The organism is Spirillospora sp. NPDC127506, assembly GCF_040302145.1.
Lineage (GTDB): Bacteria > Actinomycetota > Actinomycetes > Streptosporangiales > Streptosporangiaceae > Spirillospora.
Map to the genome: position 1 here is coordinate 401,087 of NZ_JBEORG010000001.1, position 17,606 is coordinate 418,692.

Below are 17,606 nucleotides of genomic sequence, written 5' to 3' on the forward strand. Positions count from 1 at the left end.
CCCGCCGATCTAAGCGCCCCGCCGATCTAAGCGCCCCGTCGATCTGAGCGCCCCGCCGACTTGCGGCGTGTTGCCCTTATGAACGCGCCGTTAAGGGCGACACGCCGCAGGTCAACGAAGGAGGCCGAGGTCTTCGACCAGCTTGGGCGTCCAGATCACGCGGCCTAGGAACCTCTCCGCCTCCGGGTTCGCGGCGAGCCAGACCACGGCCGCCGCGGGAGCCTCCTCGGGCGTCGCCTCGAAGCCCTCCTCCTTGAGGGAGTCGAGGCCGCCGCGCGCCGCGCCCGCGTCCGTGATCACGAACCCGGGGTCGAGGTTGAACGCGCGGACGCCGCGGTGCAGGTACTCGGCGTTGATCGCGCCCGCGAGCCGCCCGAACGCCGCCTTGGACGCCGAGTAGGCCACGCCCCAGCCGCCCTCGCCGGGCGGTCCGGGCGGGTCGCCGGCCGCCGATCCCGAGCAGAGGTTCACGATCGTCCCGCCGCCCTGGCCGAGCATCGCCGGCAGGACGGCCTGGAGCAGCACGATCTGGTTGAGGTAGTTGCCGGCGACCACCTGTTCGGCGACGCCGACGTCCAGGTCGAGGAACCGCTCGTGGGTGCCGGCGACGTGCGCGACCGCGTTGTTGACCAGGACGTCCACCCGGCCCCAGGCGTCCAGCACCGTGTGCGCGGCGGCCCGCACGCTCTCCCGGTCCAGCAGGTCCATCCGGACGGGGAGCGCCCGCGCGCCGAGCGCCTCGATCTCCGCCGCCGTCCGCGCCAGGCTGCCGGGGACGGGTATGGCGTCGCCCGTGCCGTGCCGCGGCGGTATCCGGCCCTCGCCCTCGTCGACGGTGCGCGCGGTGAACGCGACGTCGTGCCCGGCGGCGGCCAGCGCGAGCGCCGTCCGCCGGCCGATGCCCCGGCTCGCCCCGGTCACCAGCGCGACAGGTCTCGTTGCAGTCATCCCGCGATCATCCCCGCTCGCCCGGCCCGGGCCGGTGCGCGACTCTCACTGAGCGGGAAGGCGCGGGCGGCGCCCCGGCCGGTTTGGCAGGTTGAGCATGGACCGCCGCAGCGCGGGCCCGCGACATCGAAGGGACCGAGGACAGTGACGCAGATCCGAGGGCTGGGGTATCTGAGGGTCCAGACCCGCCACATCGACCGCTGGCGCGAGTTCGCCCTCGAAGGGCTCGGGTTCGCCGAGGGCGGCGGCCCGGATCCCGACGGCCTGTACCTGCGCATGGACGAGCGCCGCTCGCGCCTCCAGGTGCTGCCCGGCGACGGCGACCGGGTGCTGGCCGTCGGCTGGGAGGTCCGCGACCAGTTCGCGCTGGCCGCGGTCCGCGAGGCCGTCGAGAAGTCCGGGACGGCCGTCGCGGCGCTGTCGGCCGAGGAGGCCGCGGAGCGCGACGCCGAGGAGGTCATCGCGTTCACCGACCCGGGCGGCACGCCCGTCGAGGTGTTCTTCGGCCCGGTGCTCGACCACAGCCCCGTCCGCACGGGCTTCGCGCAGAAGTTCGTCACCGGCCCGATGGGCATGGGGCACGTCGTCCTGCCGACGCCGAACTTCGCCGAGACCGCCGCGTTCTACAACGAGGTGCTCGGGTTCCTGCCGCGCGGCGCGATGAAGGTCGGCGGCGGCGCCGTCCGGATCCGCTTCATGGGCGTCAACCAGCGGCACCACAGCCTCGCGATCTGCCCGGCGCCGCACGACGGCGACCCCGGCCTCGTCCACCTGATGGTGGAGGTCGACACCCTGGACGCGGTCGGCATCGCGCTCGACACCGTCAAGGAGAAGGGCTTCTCGATCTCGTCCACGCTGGGCCGGCACACCAACGACAAGATGGTGTCGTTCTACGTCCGGGCCCCCGGCGGCTGGGACATCGAGTACGGCTGCGAGGGCATGCTCGTGGACGAGACGTACTACACCGCCGAGGAGATCACCAAGGACAGCTACTGGGGCCACGACTGGTCGGGCTCCGAGCCGTTGGCCGCGTTCGTCCCGCAGAAGAAGGGCTGACGCCGATGGCGAAGCCTTCGGTGGAGCCGGTCGACGCCGCCGAGGCGGACTTCGACCACGAGTGCGACGTGCTCGTGGTCGGCTTCGGCGCCGCCGGCGCCGCCGCCGCGTACGAGGCGGCTGCGGCGGGAGCGGACGTGCTCGTCCTGGAGCGGTCGAGCGGCCCCGGCGGGACGTCCGCGCAGTCCGGCGGGGAGCTGTACCTCGGCGGCGGCACCCGGGTGCAGAAGGCGTGCGGCTTCGACGACACGCCCGACGACATGTTCGCGTTCCTCAAGGCGGCGCTCGGCCCGCACGCCAACGAGGAGAAGCTGCGGCTGTACTGCGACGAGAGCGTCGAGCACTTCGAGTGGTTCCGCGCGCGCGGCGTCCCGTTCAAGGAGAGCCTGTTCGACGCGCCGGGCTGGATGCCGTACACCGAGGACGGCCTGATGTGGCTCGGCGAGAACGCCTGGCCGTACAACACGATCGCCAGGCCCGCGCCGCGCGGGCACCGCCCCGAGACGCCGATGTTCGCCGGCGGGATCCTGATGGACAAGCTGATCGCGGCCGTCGCCGAGGCGGGCGCCGCCGCCCACCCGGACACCTACGCCGCCAACCTCGTCGTGGACGGCGGCCGCGTGGCAGGCGTCGTCGCCCGCAGGTTCTCCGAACGGGTCGCCTACCGGGCCCGCCGCGGCGTCATCCTCACCTCCGGCGGGTTCGTCGACAACGAGGAGATGCTCGCCGACCACGCGCCGGTGCTGCTCGGGCACGACAAGGTCAGCGACGGCACCAGCGACGGGTCCGGCATCCGCATGGCGACCGCGGTCGGCGCCGCGACCCGCCGCATGGCGACGGTGGAGATCGCGCTCACCGCCAACCCCGCCGTCATCTGCCGGGGCATGCTCGTGGACGGCCTCGGCCGCCGCTTCATCAACGAGGACGTCTACCCGGGCCTGTTCAGCCACCGGGCCGTCCAGCACCAGCCCGGCCCCTACTGGGCGATCATCGACGAGGCCGGGTACGACGAGATCGCCGAAGCGGACATGTGGGGCGTCCACCCCAAGCACGCGGCCGAGACGATCGCGGAGCTGGAGGAGTCCCTGGGCCTGCCGCCCGGCTCGCTGGAGGCGACCGTCGAGACCTACAACCGGTACGCGGAGAGGGGCGAGGACCCCTACTTCCACAAGGACGCCAGGTGGCTGCGTCCGCTGAAGGGGCCGTTCGCGGCGATCGACCCGCGCGACGGGTTCTTCGGCGCGGGCAGGCACGGCGCCGGGACGGGCGCCGGCGGGTTCACCCTCGGCGGCCTGGACACCACCGTGGACGGCGAGGTCCGCAACAACTCCGGCGAACCGATCCCCGGCCTGTACGCGGCGGGGCGCACGGCCTCCGGCATCCACGGCGAGGGCTACATCAGCGGGACGTCCCTGGGCGACGGCACGTTCTTCGGCCGCCGCGCCGGGCGGGCCGCCGCCGCAGCTTCGGACTGAGGGGCACGCGCATGAGGTACGCCGTCCTGCCCCCCGTGGCGGCGGGCGTGACGGCCGATCCCGCGTGGATCGGCGCGTACGTCCGGCACGCCGAGGCATGCGGCTTCGAATCGGTCGGCGCGGTCGAGCACACGGTGGTGGCGAGCGGCTACGCGAGCGTCTACCCCTACGACGCGTCCGGGCGCATGGATCTGGCCGACGACCTGGACATCCCGGACCCGGACGATCGGAGATCGTCGCGACGCTGTCGGTGCTGGACCGGATGCCGCTGACCTTCCACGCGCTCGCGGGCCAGGTGTTCGACGCGGGGCCGGAGCCGGGCACGGCCACGGGCGAGATCGCCTGCGTCGCCCACCACATGAGCGCACGCGGGGACGGCGTGTCCGACCTCGTCTGGCACTGCCGGTACACCGACGTCTACCGGCTGGACGGCCGGACCTGGCGGATCGCCCGCCGCGAGCAGCGCATCGACTCGATCGGGATCCGTCCCGTCCGGAGGTGGCGCGGTGAGTGAGAACCCCCGGGTCAGCGTCGCCAAGGGCGGAGCGCTCGGCATGGGCGGGGCGATCTCCCGCCGCCTGGCAGCCGGCGGCGACCTGGCGGTCGCCGGCCACACGATCCCGGTCGACGGCGGGACCCTGGCCGCGTCCGGCTGGTTCGTCCGCGCCGACTTCGACTGTACGAACCGCCCCCACCGCGCCTAGGGAGTGCCGATGCCCGCGTTGCGAGACGACCGTCCGGACCACGAGATCACGTTCGCCGAGCTCGTCGCGGCTCGCGCGGACGACGACCGTCCTGCCCTGAACTTCGAGGACGCGTCCTGGACGTGGCGCGAGGTCATCGAGGAGGCCCTGCGCTGCGCGACCCTCGCTCGCTCGGCCGGCGGACACGTCGGCCTGTTCCTGGAGAACGGCCCGGAGCATCTGTTCTGGCTCCTAGGTTCGGCGCTGGCCGGCGTGCCGGTCGTCGAGCTGAACCCGACCCGGCGAGGTGCCGAGCTGGCTCGCGACATCGCTCATACCGACTGCGCGCTCCTGGTCACGGAGACGTCCCGCGCATCGCTGCTGGACGGCCTGGCGGACGTCCCGACGCTGACCGTCGACACCGACCGGTTGGAGGCCCCGCCGGCTGACGTCCTCCCCGTCGCCCCCGAGACGATCTTCTCCCTGGTCTTCACCTCGGGCACCACGTCGGCCCCCAAAGCGGTGATCTGCACTCAGGGCAGGCTCGGCCGGATCGCCGTCCAGCAGCGCGACCGCCGCTCGCTCACCCGCGACGACGTGTTCTACGTGGTCATGCCGATGTTCCACTCGAACGCGCTGATGGCGGGGATCGCCCCGGCAGTGGCAACAGGCGGCCGCATGGTGCTCCGCCGCAAGTTCTCGGCCTCGGGCTTCCTGCCGGACGTCCGCCGCTACGGCGTCACGTTCTTCAACTACGTCGGCAAGCCGCTGAACTACATCCTGGCCACCCCGGAGAAGCCGGACGACGCCGACAACCCGCTCCGCATCGCCTTCGGCAACGAGGCGAACGAACGCGACATCCACGAGTTCGCCCGCCGCTTCGGCTGCACGGTCATCGACTCCTACGGCTCCAGCGAGGGCGAGATCCGGCTGAACCGCGTCCCCGGCACACCTCCCGGTTCCCTGGGCGTGGCCGAGCAGGGCACCCTGGTCATCAACCCGGACACCCTCCAGGAATGCCCGCCGGCCAGGTTCGACGCCCACGGCACGCTCCTCAACGCGGAAGAAGCGATCGGCGAGATCGTCGACACGAACGGCGCGGGCAAGTTCGAGGGCTACTACAACAACCCGGAGGCGACGGCGAGACGCGTCCGCAACGGCTGGACGTGGTCGGGCGACCTCGCCTACCGCGACGCCGACGGCTACTGGTACTTCGCCGGCCGCACCGACGACTGGCTGCGCGTGGACGGGGAGAACTTCGCCGCGGCCCCCGTCGAACGCCTCCTGGCCCGCTACGAGCCCTTCGCGGAGGTGGCCGTCTACGCCGTCCCCGACGACCACGTGGGCGACCAGGTGATGGCCGCCGCAGCCCTCGCCCCGGGCCGCTCCTTCGACCCGTCGTCCTTCATGGCCTTCCTCAAGGCCCAGCCCGACCTCGGCACGAAGTGGACGCCCCGCTACATCCGCATAGTGGACGCGCTGCCGCGCACCCCCACCAACAAGGTCGTCAAGCGCCCGCTACGCGAGGCGGCCCGCAACACCACCGACCCGATCTACGAACACCGCAACGGCACCTACACGCTCCGAACGCCCTGACGACCGGACTGCCCGCTTTCGCCTGTGCCCTCCCAGAGAACCCCCAGAGAACACTGCCTGCGACGGCAGGTTGAACAACTCCAGCCAGGGGCGTGCCAGTCCCGTCCTAACGTTGATCCATGCCCAAGACGCCGTCACGGGTCGAACTGCGCCCGCTCACACGCTCCGACCAGGACGAGTTCTGCTCGCTCGTGCAGGCCAGCACCGAACTGCACCGGCCGTGGGTGCAGCTGCCCGCGACTCCGGAGGAGTTCCAGGCTTGGATGCGCCGCTTCGACGACGGCGCCAACCGGGGCTTTCTGGTCCGCGTCCGGGAGACCGGCGCAGCGGCCGGCATGGTCAACATCAACTCGATCATCCGGGGCCGCTACCAGGGAGCGTCCCTCGGCTACGCGGCCTTCGCCCCCTCCGCAGGCCGCGGCTACATGACCGAAGGGCTCGCCGCCACCCTGGAACACGCCTTCACCGAGCTGCGGCTGCACCGGCTGGAGGCCAACATCCAGCCGGGGAACAAAGCGTCCTTGGCATTGGTCCAGCGGCTCGGCTTCCACTACGAAGGACTTTCGCCCGCCTACCTCTATATCGACGGAGACTGGCGGGACCACGAACGCTGGTCCATTACCGCCCCGCCCCCATGGACCCCTGACCCGTCCCTCCCCGAGTTCTGAGCCACAGCCCGCCGCACTGAACCATGGCTCGGGCGGACGCAAACGCGCTCTACCTGAGGGGGCGGGGTGGCTGAATTCTTGTGATGATGTCGCGTTCGGGGGTGTGGCGATCGTCTAGTGGGTGAGGGGAGTGTCGGCTGCAGAGGAGTGAGGTTGCCATGCCGGACGACGACAGGAAGCGAGCAGCGCACCGGGCGCTGGTCGAGCACGTGCTGAGCGCGGAAGGCAAGGCATCTGCGGAGCAGCGGGCGCGTGCCTTCGGCAACGAGGGCCTCTCCCCGCCGTTGGACGCCCTGGTCGACAAGGTCGTCAACAGGCCCGCGCAGGTCGGCGACGCTGATCTGGCGGCGGCAAAAGCGGCGGGATACAGCGAGGACGGGGTCTTCGAGCTCGTGGTGTGCGCTGCGGTGGGGCAGTCCGACCGGCTCTACGAGGCTGGGCTGGCTGCTCTGGCCGAGGCGACCATGGGGGAGGGGCCGGATCATGCGTCTTGACGTCCTCAACAGCGGCTACGCCCGGAAGACCAAGGTGCTGTTCGGGGTCATCCGGCTGTTCTCCGGACGTCCGCTGCCGGACGCCGCCAAGCTGGTCTTCTACCGGCCCGACTTCTACGGTGCCCGGGCCAAGGAGTTCACCCATGAGGCGATGCGCGGGCCGTCCGACTGGTCCGTGGGCGACCGGGAGCTGATGGCGGCGTACGTGTCCAAGGTGAACGGCTCCGCCTTCTGCATCGGTGCGCATAGCGCCACGGCGAGCCGTGCCTACCAGGACGGGCAGTTGGTCGCGTCGGTGCTGGACGACCTGGAGACGGCGCCCGTCGGGGAGGCGCTGCGCGAGACGCTGCGGATGCTCGGCAAGCTGACCCGCGACGGCAAGGTCGGCGCCGACGACATGCGCAACGTGCTGGCCGCCGGAGCCACGCCCCGGCAGGTGCGGGACGCGCTGGCGGTTTGCGCCGCCTTCAACATCACCGACCGCCTCGCCGACGCCTTCGGCTTCGAACTGCTCGACCAGGAAGGCTTCGACGCGGGTGCCAGATACCTGCTCAAACGCGGCTACCGATAACGGGGCAATCTGCGGGGCCACGGGCCGGCGGGTGGGCGCGGGAGAGCCGGCCGGCCGGATGATCCGCCGGTATGTGCCGCCACCGACAGGAGCGGCCAGAAGTGCTTGTACGCGACTTCCTCTGTGCGCGGTCTGCGGCGGGAGTCATGCTGCGGTCGGAGGGCGGGTTTCGACCGTGGTCGGATGACCGGGAGATGCGGGCGGCCGAAGCTGGCGGCATGACTTCACAGAGGGACGCCGGCCCGGCGATCACGGTCGAGGGGCTGACGAAGCGGTACGGCCGGCGGACGGTGGTCGACGACCTGACGTTCACGGTCCGGGCGGGCGCGGTGACGGGGTTCTTCGGCCCGAACGGCGCGGGGAAGACCACGGCGCTGAAGGCGGTCGCGGGGCTGGCGCGGCCGTCGGCGGGCACGGTGTCGGTGCTGGGCGCGCCGGTGGGCTCGGTGGTGCCGGACGCGCGCCGGGTCGGCGTCCACATCGAGCCGTGCGGCGCGCACCCCGCGCGGTCGGCCCGCGCGCATCTGCGGGCGCTGGCGCTGGCGGCGGGGCTGCCGCGCCGCCGGGTCGAGGAGGTCCTGGAGATCGCCGAGCTGACGCCGGCGGCGGGACGCCGGGTCGGCGCCTTCTCGCTGGGGATGCGGCAGCGGCTCGGGCTCGCCGCCGCGCTGCTCGGCGACCCGGAGATCCTCGTGCTGGACGAGCCCGCCAACGGCCTCGACCCGCAGGGGATCCGCCGGCTCCGGACGATGCTGCGCGAACGGGCGGCGAAGGGCGGCACGGTGCTGCTGTCCAGCCACCTGCTCGCGGAGGCGGCGCAGACGGTCGACGACGTGGTGGTCATCGACCGTGGCAGGCTGGTGCACGAGGGGCCGATCAGTGAGGTGGAGTCGCTGGAGGACGTGTTCCTCGAGCTCACCGGAGGGGTGGAGCGATGATCGGCCTGCTGCGCGGGGAGCTGCTCAAGTCGGTGACGACCCGGGCCGTGTGGGGTTTCGCGGCCGGGGGGACGGCGTTCGCCGTGCTGAACGCCGTGCTCATCGCCGTGGCGTCGGGGACGCTCGACGAGGTGCCGGAGAAGAAGGAGGCGCTGTCGGGTCTCCCCGTCCTGCTGCTGCTCTGGGGGCTGGTCGGCGCGGCCGGCGAGTACCGCCACCGGACCGCCGCTCCGGCGGCGCTGGCGGCCCGGCGCGGCCGCGGCACCGTCCTCGCGGTGCGGATCGCGGCGTACGCGCTGACCGGGCTCGGGCTGGCGCTGCTGATCAACGCGGTCGCGGTCGGCGTGGCGCTGCCGCTGCTGGCGGACCAGCCCGGCCCGGCCCTGACGTCCGGCCAGGTGGCCGGGGTCGTGGCGGGCAACGTCCTGGCGCTCGTGCTGGCGACGGTGCTGGGCGCGGCGCTCGGTGCGCTGATCCGCGGCCCGGTCGCCGGCGCGGTGGTCCTGCTGATCCTGGCCCTCGTGGTGCAGCCCCTGCTGAGCGGGGCGTGGGAGCGGGAGGCGAACCTCCTGCCGTTCGGGGCGGCGGACGTCATGACGGGCGGGACCCACGACACGACGCTCACGGTCCCGCAGGCCGGCGCGGTGTTCGCGGCCTGGACGGTGCTCGCGGTGCTGGTCGCGGTCGCGTGCGAACGGCGGCGAGACCTGGCGTGAACATCGCGGAGCGGGTCGGGGCGGTGCGGGGCCTGCGGGCCGCGCACCGCTCCCTGCTGTTCGACATCGCGGTCGCCGTGGCGGCGACCGTCGTGGAAGTGGGGCTGCTGTTCGACGACGGCACCGAGGCCGTGCCGCTGCCGATCGCGGTGACGGTCCTCACCGGTGCGGTCCTCCTGGCCCGCCGCCGGTTCGGGGTGGCGGTGACCGCGGTGACGGTCGCCTCGGCGGCCGTGCTGGCCGTCGCCGGGTACTCGCCCGGCGGCGCGCCGGTCGTCGTCTCACTGTGGTCGCTCGCCGAAACGCGCGACCGGCGGGTCTCGCTGGCGGTGCTGGCACCGGTCGTCGTGTTCCTGGCCGGCGCGAGCATCTCCTCCCCGCCCGTGCCGGTCGGCGCGTGGATCCTGGGCGCCTACATGCAGACGCGCCGCCGCTACGTCCGGGCGGTGGAGGAGCGGGCCGCCACCCTCGAACGGGAGCGGGAGCAGCTCGACCTGATCGCGGCGCAGCGCGAGCGCGGCGCGATCGCCCGCGAGCTGCACGACATCGTCGCCCACTCGGTGACGGTGATGCTGATCGGCGTCCGCGGCGCCCGCGACGTCCTGGACACCGAGCCGCGGGTGGCCGCGCGGACGCTGGAGCAGGTGGAGGCCAGCGCGGAGAAGAGCCTGGCCGAGCTGCGCCGGATCCTCGTCCTGCTGCGCGGGTCGCACGCGGCGGACACGAGGCCGCAGCCGTCCCTGGCGGACCTGGACGAGCTGATCGCCGGGTACCGCGCGGCGGGCCTGCCGGTCCGGCTGGAGATCGCCGGCGAACCGCTCGACCTGCCGGGCGGCGTGGCGCTGTCCGCCTACCGGATCATCGAGGAGGCGTTGACCAACGCGCTGAAGCACGCCGGCGCGACACTCGTCACGGTGCGGCTGAGCTACGGCGAGGAGCTGGAGGTGCGGGTGCACGACGACGGGACGGGCACCGCCGAGCCTGGTCGTCCCGGCGGCCACGGCCTGGTGGGGATGCGTGAGCGGGTCGCGTTGCTCGGCGGCGAGCTGGAGACCGGCATGGCCCCCGGCGGCGGGTTCCAGGTCGCGGCCCGGCTGCCGATCGGGGAGCCCGCGTGACGATCCGCCTGCTCATCGTCGACGACCAGGAACTCATCCGGATCGGTTTCCGGCTGTTCCTGGGGACCCAGCCCGGCCTGGAGGTCGCCGGGGAGGCCGCGGACGGCCGCGAGGCCATCGCGCGGGCGGCGGAACTGCGGCCCGACGTCGTCCTGATGGACGTCCGCATGCCGCGGATGGACGGCGTCGAGGCCACGGCCCGGATCACCGCGGCCGGCCGTCCGCCCCGGGTGCTGATCCTCACCACCTACGACCTCGACGAGTACGTCTTCGGCGCGCTGCGCGCCGGGGCGTCGGGATTCCTGCTGAAGGACGCCCCGCGCGAGCGGCTCCTGGAGGCGATCCGCGTCGTCCACGACGGCGAGGCGCTGCTGTCCCCGTCGATCACCCGCCGGCTGATCGAGGACTACGCCGGCCGCACCGACCCGGTCCCGCCGGCCCCGGACCTGCTGGCCGCGCTGACCCCGCGCGAGCGCGAGATGCTCCTCCTCGTGGCCCAGGGCCTGTCGAACCAGGAGATCGCGGCGCGCCTCGTCGTCACCGAGGCCACGGTCAAAAGCCATGTCGGCAGCGTGTTCGCCAAACTCCATCTCCGCGACCGGGTCCAGGCCGTCGTGCTGGCCTACGAGCACGGCCTCGTCATCCCGGGCCGCCGTCCCGACGCCCTGTGACCGCCGACCCGTGACCGCCGACCCGCCGTGACCGCCGACCCGCCGTGACCGCCGACCCGCCGTGACCACTGACCCGTCGTGACCGCCGACGCGTCAGGTCGTCAGCACGACCTTGCCGCGCCCGTGGCCGGTGGCGACCTTCCGGTGGGCGTCGGCCGCGCGCTCCAAGGGAAACACCCCTCGCACATGGATGTGCAGGCGGCCCTCGTCGTAGAGGCGTGCCGCCTCGGCCACGCGCGACGCCGACCGCTTCTCGGGCGGCGTCGTCCGGACGCCGAGTCCGGCGGCACGGTCGTGGTCGACCAGCGTGATGATGCGGGAGCGGTCCTTGACCAGGTCGAGGGACACGTCCAGGGCGTGACCGCCGGCGCCGTCCAGGGCGGCGTCCACACCGTCCGGCGCGACCGCGCGCACACGCTCCTCCAGGCCGTCCTCGTAGGCGACCGGGATCGCGCCGAGCGCGCGGAGGTACTCGTGGTTGGCCTCGCGGGCGGTGCCGATGACCCTCGCACCCGCGACACGGGCCAGTTGCACGGCGACCGTGCCGACCCCGCCCGCCGCCGCGTGGACGAGAAGGGTGTCGCCCGGCCCCACCGCCATCTCCTCGAGCGCGATGTGCGGGGTCATGACGGCGGCGGGGAAGCCGCCCCCCACCTCCCACGGCATGCTCGCCGGCTTCGCCGTCAGCGCCTCGGCCGGGACGGTGACGTACTCGGCGTAGGCGTTGAGCCGGCAGTTGCCCAGCACCTCGTCCCCCGGACGGACGGTCGTGACGCCCTCGCCGACTGCGTCGGCCACGCCCGCGAACTCGTTGCCGGGCACGCGCGGAAAGCCCTCCGGCGTCCCCGGCGGCATCCACCCCTCCCGGACGGCCAGGTCGAACGGCTGCACCCCGGCAGCCATCACCCGAACCCGCACTTCGCCCGGCCCGGCCTCCGGCACCGGAAGATCCAGAATCCTCAGCACATCCGGCCCGCCCGGCTCGGTGAACCCCGCAACCCGCATGGTCGCCCCCAATCGTCGATCAGGAGGAACCCTAGAACCTCAACCAAACTTGAGGTCAAGTCGCGGACCCGCGGGCACGCCAGTCAGTCCTGGACGGCGAAGGCGTGGATCTCAGACCAGACCGCGGCGGGTTGCTCTTCCTGAGCGAAGTAGCCCGCGTCCGCGCACGCTAGGACGGGTCGGGCAGCATCCGCTTCATGGCCTCGTGCGCGCCCAGCACCTTCCGGTCGCGCGGGAAGCCCGCGCGCTTCTGCGCCGCCTCGTAGTTCCCGCCCGCGACCCAGACAGGCCCGTCCTTCAGGTGCGAAAGCCCCTCGCGAGCGATGTCGTCGGGTTCGGCGACGTTCAGCCCCGGCATGTCCATGTTGAGCCCGGCGCGTTCCATCGCCGGTGTCCGCGTCACGCCGAGGACGAGTTCCAGGACGTCCACCCCGTGCTCGCGCATCTCCAGCCACAGCCCCTCGGCGAAGACGCGGCCGAACGCCTTCGCGGCCGAGTAGACGCTGATCTGCGCCTGGCCCATGTACCCGGCGAGCGAGCCGACCAGCAGCAGGCCGCCCCTGCCGCGCGCCTTCATCAGCGCGCCGAAGTGGTGCGTGAAGGCGAGCTGCGCGGTGATGTTGAGGTCGATGACGCCCTGGAAGCGGTCCAGGTCGCCGGTGACGAACTCGTGGCCGTAGGCGTTGGCGCCCGCGTTGAAGATCAGCAGCCCGACGTCCAGGCCGTCGGTGACCTCGCGGACCTTCTTCAGCGGGTCGGGGGAGACCAGGTCCAGCTCCAGCGTCCGGACCCGCACCCCCTTCGCCCGGACGGCCTCGGCGGTCTCCGCCAGCGGGCCCGGCTTGCGGGCGATCAGCACCAGGTTGACGCCCGCGTCGGCGAGGCGGTGCGCGAACGCCGCGCCGACCCCCTCCGAGCCGCCGGCGATGACGGCCCACGGGCCGTACTCGTCGATCATTCTTCGTCGATCATTACTCGTCGGCCATTACTCGTCGGCCATTACTCGTCGGTCATTCTTCGTCGATCGTTCTTCTCCGTCCACGGCCGGGCGGACCCCGGCCGGCTCACCATCGACGATCTTGATGGCGCCGGTCAGCGCCGCCTCCTGGATCGCCGAGCGCAGCGCCGGGCAGGTGTCGTGCGGGTCCTGGAGGCCCACGCACGCGGCCCGCGCGGCGGCGTTCCACTGGATGCTCGTCTGCTCCCAGGTCGACTTGCGCACCAGCACCTCGGCGGCGCAGCGGCGGCAGGCCACCGGGACCAGCGGGCCGTCCAGCAGCCGGTCGTCCTGGCGGGTCGTCACGCCGAGGCCCCCTGCGCCTCCCGGCGGGCGAGATTCTCCTCGACCTCCTTCCTCCACGACTCCACCGGACGGGTCGTGTCGATCTCGAACTCGAACCGGTCGGTCATCTCCGGCCGGACGTCGGCGACGTCGACGTAGAACTGCTCGTACCAGCGGCGCAGCTGGTAGACGGGCCCGTCCTCCTCGCACAGCAGCGGGTTGTCGATGCGCGTCTTGTTCCGCCAGATCTCGATGTCCTGCTCGAAGCCGAGCAGGATGAAGTCCGACAGCTTCTGCGCGGACGCCTCCGCCGCCTCCGGCGGCAGCGCGTCGCTGTGCTGGACGATGATGCCCGAGTGCAGCGAGAACGAGTTCTGGTCGATCGGGTAGTGGCAGTTGATCAGCACGGAGTGCAGATCGTAGCCCTCGTAGTGGTACGTCAGCTCGTCGATCATGAACGAGGGGCCGTGGTAGGACGCGACCGAGGTGTTGCCGAGCATCCGCGGCCCGCCCCCGCCGCCCCGGGCCGCGCGGGCGTCCTCCCGGGTCACGCCCTTCATGATCTGCGTGGCGGTGTGGCCCTCGAAGATGTTCTTGAAGTACGTCGGGAACGACTTGTGGATGTAGAAGAAGTGCGCCATGTCCACGACGTTGTCGATGATCTCGCGGCAGTTGGTGTGGACGACCGTCTCGGTCCAGCGCCAGTCGGTCCAGTCGTCGCTGGTCGCGCCCGCGATCTTCGGGATCGTCACGTCCGCCGGCGGCTTGCTCCCCTCCGGGTCGTTCCACACGAACAGCAGCTTGTCCTGCTCCATCGTCGGCCACGCGGCGGTCCGGGCGCGCAGCGGGACGCGGCGCGAGTACGGGATCTGCTTGCAGCGGCCGTCGCCGCCCCAGCGCCAGTCGTGGAACGGGCAGGCGATCTCGTTGCCCTTCACCGTCCCCTGGGACAGGTCGCCGCCCATGTGCCGGCAGTAGGCGTCCAGGACGTTCGTCTTCCCGTCCGCGCCGGTGAAGACCACGAGCTTCTGCCCGAACGCGTTGACCGTGTGGGGCTTGCCGTCCTTGTACTTCTCGGCCAGCCCGAGGCAGTGCCATCCCCGGGCGAAACGGGAGGTGACGGCCTCCGCCTCGATGGCGCGGACGGCGTCCGACTCGGTTGCGGTCACGTGGATCATCCCTTCAGCGATGGATGGGTGATTCGAACGTTAGATCGCAGGTCACCGTCCCGAACGGCGAGTCCCGGTGGCCGGGACGCGGAGCCCCGTGCGGGCCCGCGCGCGTGGTCTGCTGCAATGGGCAGACGACGAAGACGGGAGTCGACGGATGAGCAACGAGGTCCTGGACGCCGTTCGCGGGCTGCTGCCGGGCATCGCCGAACGGGCCCGGTCCGTGGACGAGAAGGGACACATCCCCGCCGAGACCATGCGCGAGCTGACCGCCGCCGGGGTGTTCAGGATGCTCCAGCCCGCCCGCTACGGCGGCGCCGAGGACGACCCCGTCGCCTTCTACGAGGTCGTCCGCGCGATCTCCGGCGCCTGCGGCTCGACCGGCTGGGTCGCCGCGATCCTCGGCGTCCACTCCTGGCATCTCGGCCTCTTCGCGGACGAGGCGCAGCGCGAGGTGTGGGGCGCCGGGCCCGACACCCTGATCTCCTCGTCCTACTCGCCCATCGGCCGCCTCACCCCCGTCGACGGCGGCTACGAGCTGAGCGGCCACTGGTCGTTCTCCTCCGGCGTGGAGTTCGCGTCCTGGGCCCTGCTCGGCGCCCTCGTCGTCGGCGCGGAGGGACGCCCGGTCGACTTCATGACGGTTCTCGTGCCCAGGCGCGACTACGAGATCCGCGAAGTGTGGGACTCGATGGGCCTGCGCGGCACCGCCAGCGACGACATCGTCGTCGACCGGGCGTTCGTCCCGTCCCACCGCGCCATGCGCAACTTCGAGCAGGCCCAGCTCCGCAACCCCGGCCGCAAGGTCAACACCGGCCCGCTCTACCGGATGCCCTTCGGGACGATCTTCACCAGCACCGTCACCGCCAGCGTGATCGGCATGGCGGCGGGCTGCCACGACCTCTACGTGGAGAAGATGCGCGACCGGATCCGGCTCAGCCTCGGCGGCGGCCGCTTCGTCGAGGACCCGCACGCGCAGGTCGCCGTGGCCCGCGCCGCGTCCGAGATCGACGCCGCGATCCTGCAGACCGACCGGAACGTCCGGGAGATCCACGCGTACGCGGCCCGCAACGAGAAGATCCCGATGGAGCTGCGCCTGCGCGCCCGCCGCGACCAGGTGCGCGGCACCGAGCGCGCCATCCAGGCGATCGACATCCTCTTCAAGACCGCCGGCGGGAACTCCCTGCACCGCGGCAACGTCATCGAACGCGCCTGGCGCGACGCCCACGCCGGCAGCGTCCACGTGGCGAACGACGTCGAGCACGCCCTCTCCATGTGGGGCCGCGGCATCTTCGGCCTCAAGGTCGAGGACAACCTCGTCTGACCCGCCCCCGAACTCGTCTGACCTGCCCCTGAACTCGTCTGACCCGCCCCCGGAGGGGTCAGCCCGCGCGTCCGGGAAGCATGGCGAGGGCCTTGGAGCGCTCCGCGACGAGGCCGTCGTAGGTGCCGTCGCGCTCGGCCCAGCGGTGCATGAGGACCCCCTTCACGAGGATCTCGCGCGGGGTGGGCTCCTCCGAGAGCAGCCGCATGACCTCGGCGGCGAAGTCGTCGAGCGGCAGCGCGTGCGGGTTCACCTTCTCCTGGCCCGCCGTGGCGACGGCCGGGGGGACGAGTTCGACGACGCCGACGCCGGTCCCGTCGAGCTGCGCGCGCAGCGCCTCGGAGTAGGCGTGCACCGCGGCCTTCGAGGCGGCGTAGGTGGGCATGGGCGGGAACGGCAGGAAGGCGATGCCGGAGGTCACGGTGATGATCGTGCCGGCGCCGCGCCCGACCAGGTGCGGGGTGAAGGCGTCGATGACCCGGATGGTGCCGACCAGGTTGGTGTCGATCGTCGTCTTCGCCGTCTCGAAGTGCGCGGGGTCGCGCAGGTCCTCCATGGCCATGACCCCGGACATCGTCACCACGGTGTCCAGCTCGGGGTAGCGGGCGAGGACCTCGTCGCGGGCGCGTGCGACGGAAGCGCCGTCGGTGACGTCGACGCCGAACGCGCCGAACCCTTCCCCGGCGAGTTCCGCCAGCGCCTCCGCGTTGCGGCCGCCGACGGCCACGGTGCTGCCCGCCGCGGCGAACCGGCGGGCCAGCTCCCGCCCGATGCCCGAGGTTCCGCCGACGATGAGAACGGTGCGGCCGGAGAGATCCATGATGTCGTCCTTTCGATCCAGCTTTCGATCCTGGGCGCCGAGCGGTTCCCGGGCCCTTGAGCGGTACGGCCTCAAGCTTCGGCGGCATGCGCCGGGTGTGGCAGAGCCCCCGTGTTCCCTGGTCCTGACAGGACCCCCTCAGCGACGCGCCCACCGGCTTACGGTGGCGGTATGAAGGGCGGTATGAAGGACGAGGAATCCGGCAACCGGCTCGGCGCCTACCTGCGCGCGCGGCGCGAGCTGATCACCCCGGAGCAGGCGGGGCTCCCGCCCGGCGGCAACCGCCGCGTCCCCGGCCTGCGCCGCGAGGAGGTCGCGCTGCTCGCGGGGATCAGCCCCGACTACTACCTGCGGCTGGAACGGGGCCGCGACAGGAACCCCTCGCCCCAGGTGCTCGAATCGCTCGCGCGCGTCCTGCGGCTCGACGACGTCGAACGGACGTACCTGCTCGGCCTCGCGTCGGTCCGCACGAGATCGCCGCGCCGCAAGCGCCCCGAGCGCGTCCCGGCGCGGGTGCACCAGCTCCTCGCGCACCTGCCGATCCCCGCGTTCGTCGAGGGCCGCGCCTTCGACGTCCTGGCCTCCAACCCGATGGCCGTCGCGTTCTCGCCGCGCCTGCGGCCCGGCCAGAACCGGCTCCGCTCCTTCTTCCTCGACCCGGAGGAGCAGGCGTTCCACGAGGACTGGGCGGGCCAGGCCGCCGGGTTCGTCGCCGCTCTGCGCACCGCCATCGGGGACGACGTCGACGACCCCCGGTTCATCGAACTCGTCGGAGAACTCTCACTGGCAAGCCACCGGTTCCGCACCCTGTGGGCCAGGCACGACGTCCGCAACCTCGACGGGGGGACCACCGTCGTCCACCACCCCGTCGTCGGCGACATGCGGCTCCACCGCGACAAGCTCCCCATCGACGACGTCATCCTCGTCGCCTACTACCCCGACAAGGGCGGCGACAGCGACGAGAAACTGCAACTCCTCGCCGCCCTCTCCCGAACCGGCCCCGCCGCGGCGGCGCAGGAGAACCCAGCGGACATCCCGCGAACCGATGAGGAACGCCTCCGGTGAGCCGCTC

Annotated in this window: 21 protein-coding genes; 15 read left to right on the top strand and 6 right to left on the bottom strand. The window is 72.3% G+C overall.

Going from position 1 to position 17,606, the window contains the following annotated elements; genetic code table 11:
* Window positions 1-111 precede the first annotated feature (111 nt).
* Window positions 112-948, bottom strand: a complete 837-nt coding sequence (locus ABTW95_RS01930; protein ID WP_500223654.1) for an SDR family NAD(P)-dependent oxidoreductase — start codon at window positions 946-948, stop codon at window positions 112-114.
* A 144-nt stretch (window positions 949-1,092) separates the two neighbouring features.
* Between ABTW95_RS01930 and ABTW95_RS01935 the strand changes: the two genes are divergently transcribed.
* The 13 genes from ABTW95_RS01935 (at window position 1,093) to ABTW95_RS01995 (ending at window position 10,934) form a co-directional block, all read left to right on the top strand.
* Entirely contained in the window at window positions 1,093-2,004 is a 912-nt protein-coding gene (locus ABTW95_RS01935) for a VOC family protein (RefSeq protein ID WP_396447531.1), read from the top strand.
* A 5-nt stretch (window positions 2,005-2,009) separates the two neighbouring features.
* Window positions 2,010-3,479, top strand: a complete 1,470-nt coding sequence (locus ABTW95_RS01940; protein ID WP_500223656.1) for an FAD-dependent oxidoreductase — start codon at window positions 2,010-2,012, stop codon at window positions 3,477-3,479.
* Window positions 3,480-3,490: 11 nt separating this feature from the next.
* Window positions 3,491-3,751 (top strand): hypothetical protein, encoded by a 261-nt coding sequence (locus ABTW95_RS01945; protein WP_500223658.1) that lies wholly within the window; start codon window positions 3,491-3,493, stop codon window positions 3,749-3,751.
* Window positions 3,742-3,993 carry a nuclear transport factor 2 family protein gene (locus ABTW95_RS01950; RefSeq protein ID WP_500223660.1) on the top strand — a complete coding sequence of 84 codons (252 nt, stop codon included), beginning with the start codon at window positions 3,742-3,744 and terminating at the stop codon, window positions 3,991-3,993. The genes ABTW95_RS01945 and ABTW95_RS01950 overlap by 10 nt, the downstream gene beginning before the upstream one ends.
* Window positions 3,986-4,183: a hypothetical protein gene (locus ABTW95_RS01955; RefSeq protein WP_500223662.1), complete on the top strand. Its 198-nt coding sequence runs from the start codon at window positions 3,986-3,988 to the stop codon at window positions 4,181-4,183. Before ABTW95_RS01950 ends, ABTW95_RS01955 begins: the two co-directional genes overlap by 8 nt.
* A gap of 9 nt (window positions 4,184-4,192) precedes the next feature.
* Complete coding sequence (locus ABTW95_RS01960; protein ID WP_500223664.1) at window positions 4,193-5,758, top strand: AMP-binding protein; 1,566 nt, start codon at window positions 4,193-4,195, stop codon at window positions 5,756-5,758.
* 119 nt (window positions 5,759-5,877) lie between these two features.
* Entirely contained in the window at window positions 5,878-6,426 is a 549-nt protein-coding gene (locus ABTW95_RS01965; RefSeq protein WP_500223666.1) for a GNAT family N-acetyltransferase, read from the top strand.
* Between the two features lie 158 nt (window positions 6,427-6,584).
* Window positions 6,585-6,920, top strand: coding sequence for a hypothetical protein (locus ABTW95_RS01970; RefSeq protein ID WP_500223667.1), 336 nt, complete (start codon window positions 6,585-6,587; stop codon window positions 6,918-6,920).
* Entirely contained in the window at window positions 6,910-7,491 is a 582-nt protein-coding gene (locus ABTW95_RS01975) for a carboxymuconolactone decarboxylase family protein (protein WP_396453294.1), read from the top strand. Before ABTW95_RS01970 ends, ABTW95_RS01975 begins: the two co-directional genes overlap by 11 nt.
* Window positions 7,492-7,709: 218 nt before the next feature.
* A complete protein-coding gene (locus ABTW95_RS01980) occupies window positions 7,710-8,429 on the top strand; it encodes an ABC transporter ATP-binding protein (protein ID WP_500223668.1) in 720 nt (239 codons plus the stop codon).
* A complete protein-coding gene (locus tag ABTW95_RS01985) occupies window positions 8,426-9,145 on the top strand; it encodes a hypothetical protein (RefSeq protein WP_500223670.1) in 720 nt (239 codons plus the stop codon). Before ABTW95_RS01980 ends, ABTW95_RS01985 begins: the two co-directional genes overlap by 4 nt.
* Window positions 9,142-10,263 (top strand): sensor histidine kinase, encoded by a 1,122-nt coding sequence (locus tag ABTW95_RS01990; RefSeq protein WP_500223672.1) that lies wholly within the window; start codon window positions 9,142-9,144, stop codon window positions 10,261-10,263. The genes ABTW95_RS01985 and ABTW95_RS01990 overlap by 4 nt, the downstream gene beginning before the upstream one ends.
* On the top strand, window positions 10,260-10,934 hold the full coding sequence (locus ABTW95_RS01995; protein ID WP_500223674.1) for a response regulator: 675 nt from the start codon (window positions 10,260-10,262) through the stop codon (window positions 10,932-10,934). Before ABTW95_RS01990 ends, ABTW95_RS01995 begins: the two co-directional genes overlap by 4 nt.
* A gap of 93 nt (window positions 10,935-11,027) precedes the next feature.
* Here ABTW95_RS01995 and ABTW95_RS02000 read toward each other — a convergent pair whose 3' ends face one another.
* From ABTW95_RS02000 to ABTW95_RS02015, 4 genes are all read right to left on the bottom strand, one after another.
* Entirely contained in the window at window positions 11,028-11,939 is a 912-nt protein-coding gene (locus tag ABTW95_RS02000) for an NADP-dependent oxidoreductase (protein ID WP_500223676.1), read from the bottom strand.
* 169 nt (window positions 11,940-12,108) lie between these two features.
* Entirely contained in the window at window positions 12,109-12,897 is a 789-nt protein-coding gene (locus tag ABTW95_RS02005; protein WP_396453272.1) for an SDR family NAD(P)-dependent oxidoreductase, read from the bottom strand.
* A gap of 27 nt (window positions 12,898-12,924) precedes the next feature.
* Complete coding sequence (locus ABTW95_RS02010) at window positions 12,925-13,242, bottom strand: ferredoxin (RefSeq protein ID WP_396455158.1); 318 nt, start codon at window positions 13,240-13,242, stop codon at window positions 12,925-12,927.
* The gene (locus ABTW95_RS02015; RefSeq protein ID WP_500223678.1) at window positions 13,239-14,399 is read right to left on the bottom strand and encodes a 3-ketosteroid-9-alpha-monooxygenase, oxygenase component; all 1,161 of its coding nucleotides are present in this window, start codon (window positions 14,397-14,399) and stop codon (window positions 13,239-13,241) included. The genes ABTW95_RS02010 and ABTW95_RS02015 overlap by 4 nt, the downstream gene beginning before the upstream one ends.
* 148 nt (window positions 14,400-14,547) lie before the next feature.
* Between ABTW95_RS02015 and hsaA the strand changes: the two genes are divergently transcribed.
* Window positions 14,548-15,714, top strand: a complete 1,167-nt coding sequence (hsaA, locus tag ABTW95_RS02020; RefSeq protein ID WP_396453257.1) for a 3-hydroxy-9,10-secoandrosta-1,3,5(10)-triene-9,17-dione monooxygenase oxygenase subunit — start codon at window positions 14,548-14,550, stop codon at window positions 15,712-15,714.
* A 58-nt stretch (window positions 15,715-15,772) separates the two neighbouring features.
* On the opposite strand, the gene ABTW95_RS02025 is transcribed toward hsaA, so the two are convergent.
* On the bottom strand, window positions 15,773-16,534 hold the full coding sequence (locus ABTW95_RS02025) for an SDR family oxidoreductase (RefSeq protein WP_396451259.1): 762 nt from the start codon (window positions 16,532-16,534) through the stop codon (window positions 15,773-15,775).
* A 183-nt stretch (window positions 16,535-16,717) separates the two neighbouring features.
* Between ABTW95_RS02025 and ABTW95_RS02030 the strand changes: the two genes are divergently transcribed.
* Window positions 16,718-17,599 (top strand): helix-turn-helix transcriptional regulator, encoded by an 882-nt coding sequence (locus ABTW95_RS02030; RefSeq protein ID WP_396451257.1) that lies wholly within the window; start codon window positions 16,718-16,720, stop codon window positions 17,597-17,599.
* Window positions 17,600-17,606: the final 7 nt, after the last annotated feature.

Excerpts from the sequence above, each read along its gene's own strand:
- ABTW95_RS01930 (WP_500223654.1), bottom strand. The coding sequence starts at position 948 with ATGACTGCAACGAGACCTGTCGCGCTGGTGACCGGGGCGAGCCGGGGC.
- ABTW95_RS01940 (WP_500223656.1), top strand. The coding sequence starts at position 2,010 with ATGGCGAAGCCTTCGGTGGAGCCGGTCGACGCCGCCGAGGCGGACTTC.
- ABTW95_RS01945 (WP_500223658.1), top strand. The coding sequence starts at position 3,491 with ATGAGGTACGCCGTCCTGCCCCCCGTGGCGGCGGGCGTGACGGCCGAT.
- ABTW95_RS01950 (WP_500223660.1), top strand. The coding sequence starts at position 3,742 with ATGCCGCTGACCTTCCACGCGCTCGCGGGCCAGGTGTTCGACGCGGGG.
- ABTW95_RS01960 (WP_500223664.1), top strand. The coding sequence starts at position 4,193 with ATGCCCGCGTTGCGAGACGACCGTCCGGACCACGAGATCACGTTCGCC.
- ABTW95_RS01965 (WP_500223666.1), top strand. The coding sequence starts at position 5,878 with ATGCCCAAGACGCCGTCACGGGTCGAACTGCGCCCGCTCACACGCTCC.
- ABTW95_RS01970 (WP_500223667.1), top strand. The coding sequence starts at position 6,585 with ATGCCGGACGACGACAGGAAGCGAGCAGCGCACCGGGCGCTGGTCGAG.
- ABTW95_RS01975 (WP_396453294.1), top strand. The coding sequence starts at position 6,910 with ATGCGTCTTGACGTCCTCAACAGCGGCTACGCCCGGAAGACCAAGGTG.
- ABTW95_RS01980 (WP_500223668.1), top strand. The coding sequence starts at position 7,710 with ATGACTTCACAGAGGGACGCCGGCCCGGCGATCACGGTCGAGGGGCTG.
- ABTW95_RS01985 (WP_500223670.1), top strand. The coding sequence starts at position 8,426 with ATGATCGGCCTGCTGCGCGGGGAGCTGCTCAAGTCGGTGACGACCCGG.
- ABTW95_RS02000 (WP_500223676.1), bottom strand. The coding sequence starts at position 11,939 with ATGCGGGTTGCGGGGTTCACCGAGCCGGGCGGGCCGGATGTGCTGAGG.
- ABTW95_RS02005 (WP_396453272.1), bottom strand. The coding sequence starts at position 12,897 with ATGATCGACGAGTACGGCCCGTGGGCCGTCATCGCCGGCGGCTCGGAG.
- ABTW95_RS02015 (WP_500223678.1), bottom strand. The coding sequence starts at position 14,399 with ATGATCCACGTGACCGCAACCGAGTCGGACGCCGTCCGCGCCATCGAG.
- hsaA (WP_396453257.1), top strand. The coding sequence starts at position 14,548 with ATGAGCAACGAGGTCCTGGACGCCGTTCGCGGGCTGCTGCCGGGCATC.
- ABTW95_RS02025 (WP_396451259.1), bottom strand. The coding sequence starts at position 16,534 with ATGGATCTCTCCGGCCGCACCGTTCTCATCGTCGGCGGAACCTCGGGC.
- ABTW95_RS02030 (WP_396451257.1), top strand. The coding sequence starts at position 16,718 with ATGAAGGACGAGGAATCCGGCAACCGGCTCGGCGCCTACCTGCGCGCG.